Genomic DNA, 3,875 nt, shown 5'->3' with positions numbered 1-3,875 from the left:
CAGCCCCGAGTTCCGCGCCCAGATCCCTGGCGCTCGGGCGCGTTCGGCCCGGCATCGCTCCCGCCCGTCCCCTGCGCGGTCTGCGCGCCGCCACCGGCCGCCGGCCGGGTCGGATCGGGGGGCGTGTCCTGATAGGTACGCTGCTGCGCCGGCGTGTCCGCCGTCTCGTCCTCATCCGGGTCGACCGGCACCGGCACGCGACCGTTCATGATCTGCACGGCCCCGCGATCGGACACCATGGCGCCCTCGTCGAAGGCCGTGTGGCCGCCGAAGGGCTGGCCGCTGCCGGAGGTGGTGCGCCCGAGCACGGCGGTGGGGCTGAAATAGTCGGCGAGCCCCTTCCGCTGCGCCTCCGTCGTGGCGTTGAGCAGCCACATCAGCAGGAAGAACGCCATCATGGCGGTGACGAAGTCGGCGTAGGCGACTTTCCAAGCGCCGCCGTGGTGGCCGCCCTCGACCACCTCCTCCTTGCGGATGATGATGGTGGGACCGTTGCCGCCCCGCCTGTCGGACTTCGCCATCGCCCCCGGTTCCGTCGCGCGGGACCACTCCCGCCGGCGGCAGGATGGGATGGCGGTGCTTAACCGGCGGCTAAAGACCGGCGCGCGTCAGCCACGCGCCCGTCCGCGGGTCAGTCGTAGATGACCGTCAGCACCTCGGCGACGAGGGCGGGGCGCGTGCCGCCCTCGATCTCGACCGTGCTCGCCATGGTCAGGCGATGGCCGTTGCCCTCGACCGGCTCCAGCGAGACCAGGGTCTGCTGCAGGCGGATGCGCGACCCGGCGGGCACCGGCGCGGTGAAGCGGATCTTGTTCGACCCGTAGTTCAGCCCGCGCGAGCGCTGCCGGACGTTCCAGAGCCCGGCGGCCAGACGCGGCAGCAGCGACAGCGTCAGATAGCCGTGCGCGATCGTCCGCCCGCCCGGCATCTCGCGCTTCGCGCGCTCCACGTCGACATGTATCCACTGATGATCGCCGGTCGCCTCGGCGAAGGTGTCGATCATCTTCTGATCGACGGTGATCCAGTCGCTCACGCCGACCGACTTGCCGACATAATCCGCGAGATCCGCCGCGCGCTCGACAACCAGCATGTTCGTCCGTGCTCCCTGACCGTGCCGCGCGACCCTGGCACGGCACGGCGCGGGAGACGAGGGCGGCCCCGCGCAGGGCCGCCCGGCCGTCACGTCAGATCAGGCGGTGATCGACTTCCAGTCCACGCCCTTTTCGAAGGCGGCGGCGGCGGAATAGATCGTCTTCTCGTCGTAGAACTTGCCGATCAGCATCATGCCCACCGGCAGTCCGTCCACCATGCCGCACGGGATGCTCATCGCCGGGTGATGCGTGCAGTCGGTCGGCGAGGTATTCGGCAGCATCTCGAAGGCGCGCTGGATGATCTCCGTCGTCGGCGCGTCGGCCGCCGGCAGCTTGGTCGCGGTCATCGGCAGCGTCGGCATCAGCAGCAGGTCGTACTGCGCGAGCACCGAGTCATAGGCGGCGCGCAGACGGCGCACGAGGTTCTGCGCCTTGGCGTAGTAATGGCCCCGATGGCGCGTGACCATGTAGTGACCGAGCAGCATCGTGTTCTTCAGCGTGTCGGACAGCTCGTCGGCACGGTCGCGCCAGCCGCTATGCGCGCCCATCAGCGAGGTCAGGTACAGGCCCTGCCAGTTGAAGCCGTACCCGTTGCCCTGCATCATCTGCACGGTCGCACCCTCGGCCGCGATCGGCAGCCAGATCGCGCCGCCAAGAAGGTGCATCGGGATCGACACCTCCTCGACCGTGGCGCCGAGGCCGCGGAACCGCTCGGCCGCCGCCTTGACCACGGAATCGCTCGCCTCCATCGACTGCGGCAGGCCGAAGCCTTCCTTGACGACGGCGATGCGCATGCCCTTGACGCCGGCGTTCAGGCCGTCGCGATAGGCCACCGGCGGCCCGGCATGATACTGGCGCGGGTCGAGCCCGTCGGGGCCGGCCAGCACTTCCAGCAGCAGCGCGTTGTCCTCGACCGTCGCGGTCATCGGGCCGGTGTGATCGATCGTCAGCTCGATCGGCATGATGCCGGTGTAGGGCACGAGGCCGTGCGTCGGCTTCATGCCGTAGATGCCGCAGTACGAGGCGGGCATGCGGATCGATCCGCCCTGATCGCCACCGAGCGCCATCGGCACCTCGCCCGCCGCCACCAGCGCGGCGCTGCCCGACGACGAGCCACCGGCCGAGTAGCCCATGCGGTGCGGGTTGTGCACGGGGCCGGTGCTGCTGGTGTGGCTGCCGCCGGAGAAGCAGAAATACTCGCACACCGCCTTGCCGGCGATGGTGGCGCCCGCGTCGAGCATGCGGGTGACGACGGTCGCGTCGACCTCCGGCATGTAGCCTTCGAGCGTCGAGGCACCGTTCATCATGGGCACACCCGCGACGCAGGTGTTGTCCTTGATCGCGATCTTCTTTCCCTTGAGCTTGCCGGACGGCGCGCCCTCGATGTTGGTCTTGTAGTACCAGGCGTTGTACTTGTTTTCCTCGCCGGTCGGGCGATAGCCCGGCGCACGCGGGTATTTCACGGCGGGCAGCTCGTCGGGCATCTGGTCGACGATGTTATAGGCGGCGATGCCGCCCACCAGGCATTCGCGCTGCTGCGCCAGCTCGTCGTCGCTCAGCGTCATGCCGAGCTCGGCGGCGACTTCGCGCAGCGTGTCGATCGTGGGCAGCTTCAGCGTACCAAGCGGCATGGTCTGTCTCCCAGATGTTGCATAGGGATCGCGGCGGCACAGGCATCAGACGCGCGGTGCGGATGCGCGTCCGGACATCCCACGCCTCGTTGCGACGGGATGCCCCTTTCGTCGGGCCACGGCTTGCAGCCTACATGCCACGCCCGCCGGAGAGAAGCCGGTCAGGCAAGGCCGGGCGCCGCGGCGTCACCCCGCGGGCGGGCGCAGCGCCGCGACCTGCGCGCCCGTCAGCAGCCGCACCCGTTCGCCACGCAGAAGAAGATGCAGCCGTGCCGTCTCCTCCAGCTCCTCGATCGCCGCCGCGGCGGCGGACAGCGAGGTGCCGGACACCACCGGCCCGTGATTGGCGAGCAGCACGGCGTGATGCCGGCCCGCCAGCGCGGCGACGGCGTCGGCGAGCGTGCGGTCGCCCGGCGGGTAGTACGGCACCAGCGGCAGACGCCCGACCCGCATCACGTAATAGGCGGTGATCGGCGGCAGCACGTCCGCCGGGTCCACGCCCTCCAGCACCGACACGGCGACGGCATGGGTCGAATGCAGGTGCACCACGGCGCCGTCGCCCGGCCGCTCGCCGTACATGGCGCGGTGCAGGAAGCTCTCCTTGGTGGGCGGGTCGCCCGAGACCAGCTGTCCGTCGGCATCGAGCCGCGACAGCCGCGCGGGATCGAGCTCGTCGAGCGAGACGTTGGTCGGCGTCATCAGCCAGCCGTCATCCAGCCGGACGCTGATGTTGCCGGAACTGCCGTAAGTCAGGCCGCGCCGGAACAGGCTCTGCCCGAGCCGGCAGATCGCCTCGCGCGCCGCATGCTCCGTCCGCATCCCCGCTCCTCTTTGCCCCTGCCGGACAATCGTGCGGGACGGGCGGCCGGGCGCCAACCCCTCCGGCTTCCCCTATGGCGCGCGATGGCGCGGCAGCGGCGGTATCCACGGCCGGTCGCCGCGCACGTCGCGGTCCGACAGCAGGACGAACCCGCCCGGGCGCAGCCAGACCGCATAGGCACCGCGGCGCCAGACGGTGAAGCGGTCGATCAGCCGCGGGCGCAGCGGATCGCACCGCCCGCGCGCCGGCTCCGATGAGATCATGACGGACGCCGCCGCGCAGTCGGCCGGATCGGGCGCCGCGCGGCGCAGCAGCAGCGCCATCGGCCCGTCC

Annotated in this window: 4 protein-coding genes and 1 pseudogene; all 5 read right to left on the bottom strand. The window is 70.7% G+C overall.

Going from position 1 to position 3,875, the window contains the following annotated elements:
- Positions 1 to 521: flagellar motor protein MotB (locus B8460_RS22940; RefSeq protein WP_277813988.1), on the bottom strand; the 521-nt coding region annotated here is incomplete at its 3' end.
- A 110-nt stretch (positions 522 to 631) separates the two neighbouring features.
- Positions 632 to 1,090: a MaoC family dehydratase gene (locus tag B8460_RS16265; RefSeq protein ID WP_048862662.1), complete on the bottom strand. Its 459-nt coding sequence runs from the start codon at positions 1,088 to 1,090 to the stop codon at positions 632 to 634.
- 99 nt (positions 1,091 to 1,189) lie between these two features.
- Entirely contained in the window at positions 1,190 to 2,722 is a 1,533-nt protein-coding gene (locus tag B8460_RS16260; protein WP_048862661.1) for an amidase, read from the bottom strand.
- 186 nt (positions 2,723 to 2,908) lie between these two features.
- A complete protein-coding gene (gene otnC, locus B8460_RS16255; RefSeq protein WP_048862660.1) occupies positions 2,909 to 3,541 on the bottom strand; it encodes a 3-oxo-tetronate 4-phosphate decarboxylase in 633 nt (210 codons plus the stop codon).
- Positions 3,542 to 3,613: 72 nt separating this feature from the next.
- Positions 3,614 to 3,875: pseudogene (locus B8460_RS22225) on the bottom strand (ComEC/Rec2 family competence protein); the annotation flags it as partial.

It is taken from the genome of Acidisphaera rubrifaciens HS-AP3 (genome assembly GCF_000964365.1).
GTDB classification, from domain to species: domain Bacteria; phylum Pseudomonadota; class Alphaproteobacteria; order Acetobacterales; family Acetobacteraceae; genus Acidisphaera; species Acidisphaera rubrifaciens.
Note: the sequence above shows the minus strand (reverse complement) of the source record. Positions and strands in the feature narration are given on the sequence as shown.

Bases quoted from the DNA above. Each gene is read 5' to 3' on its own strand.
- B8460_RS16260 (WP_048862661.1), bottom strand. From the start codon at position 2,722: ATGCCGCTTGGTACGCTGAAGCTGCCCACGATCGACACGCTGCGCGAA.
- otnC (WP_048862660.1), bottom strand. From the start codon at position 3,541: ATGCGGACGGAGCATGCGGCGCGCGAGGCGATCTGCCGGCTCGGGCAG.
- B8460_RS16265 (WP_048862662.1), bottom strand. From the start codon at position 1,090: ATGCTGGTTGTCGAGCGCGCGGCGGATCTCGCGGATTATGTCGGCAAG.